We start from the raw sequence: 974 nt of genomic DNA, 5'->3' as shown, positions 1-974 counted from the left end.
CCCGTGGTCGCTCAGCTCTTGATCTGGTCGGCGTCGGTCCTCAGCGCATGAGCTGGCTGGCGTCGATCTTTATGTCATATACGTCACGCTGCGGGATCCCGCTTCCTCCTCCTCTAGGCCACAGGTAGGGCAGCGGCTGGGTCAGGTCGATGGGGATGATCGGATTCGTGGGCTGGACGGTATCGACCGGATAGATGTTCCATCGCGGGGTCGACTCTGTCGTCCCTGTTCCGGGGGAGGGCTGTGAGCCGGTGGGGGTGGGCTTGGGCTCGGTGTTCGTGGGCCCGGGCCCATCATGAGGCAGTGGCGGGTCGATGTTGACGTAGGTCATGGTCGAGCGTGGGCCCGTGTTGGGGGTGCCGGCTCCGCCCCCGCCGGTGGTGCCGCCGCTTGAGGTGCTCCGGGTGGGCGTGGCGGGCAGATTGTGGCGATCGTTGGGGCCGGCATCGCACGGGTCCGCCGCTGTGGCCCGGGGACGGGCTCCGTCGGGCGCCTTGACGCGCAGCCCGAGCTCACCCGCGATCATCAGGGCGTAGTGGCCCGCCAGTGCCTTCTGTCCCTGTTGGTTGGGATGTCCTGTCTGCTGTTTGCTGTTGAAGTTGTCCCCTTTGTCGGCAATGCCGAAGGCGACGTTACGGATGTAGGGGGCCTTGGTCCCCAGCTCATGGCCGGCGAAGGTGTTTTCGATGTCCAGCATGTCGGCGGCGATCCCATTGTCGGCCAGGACCTGCTGCGCCTTTTTGATGGAGGCGGTCAGCTGAGGCGCCAGAGCGCGGAGTTTCGCCCAGTCCGCCGGACGGTTCCGCACCAGCCATCCCATAAGGCCTCCGGGCTGGAGACCGTCTGCGACGCCCTGGGGGTAGTTGACCATCATTATTCTGGCCTTGCCGCTGGTGGCGACGCGCATCGCCCGCACCAGTTGCACCAGCCGCGCCGACAGGGTCGACGGTTGCGTCAGCGGTCGGACGAACGGC

The 974-nt window shown here is 66.6% G+C and carries 1 protein-coding gene; it reads right to left on the bottom strand.

The features are described 5' to 3' along the window. Window positions 1-40: 40 nt before the first annotated feature. On the bottom strand, window positions 41-974 hold a 934-nt coding region (locus AWQ68_RS43345; protein WP_218006727.1), incomplete at its 5' end, for an SGNH/GDSL hydrolase family protein.

The organism is Microtetraspora fusca, from assembly GCF_001570365.1.
Lineage (GTDB): Bacteria > Actinomycetota > Actinomycetes > Streptosporangiales > Streptosporangiaceae > Microtetraspora > Microtetraspora fusca.
This window is presented reverse-complemented; position numbering and strand designations above follow the sequence as displayed.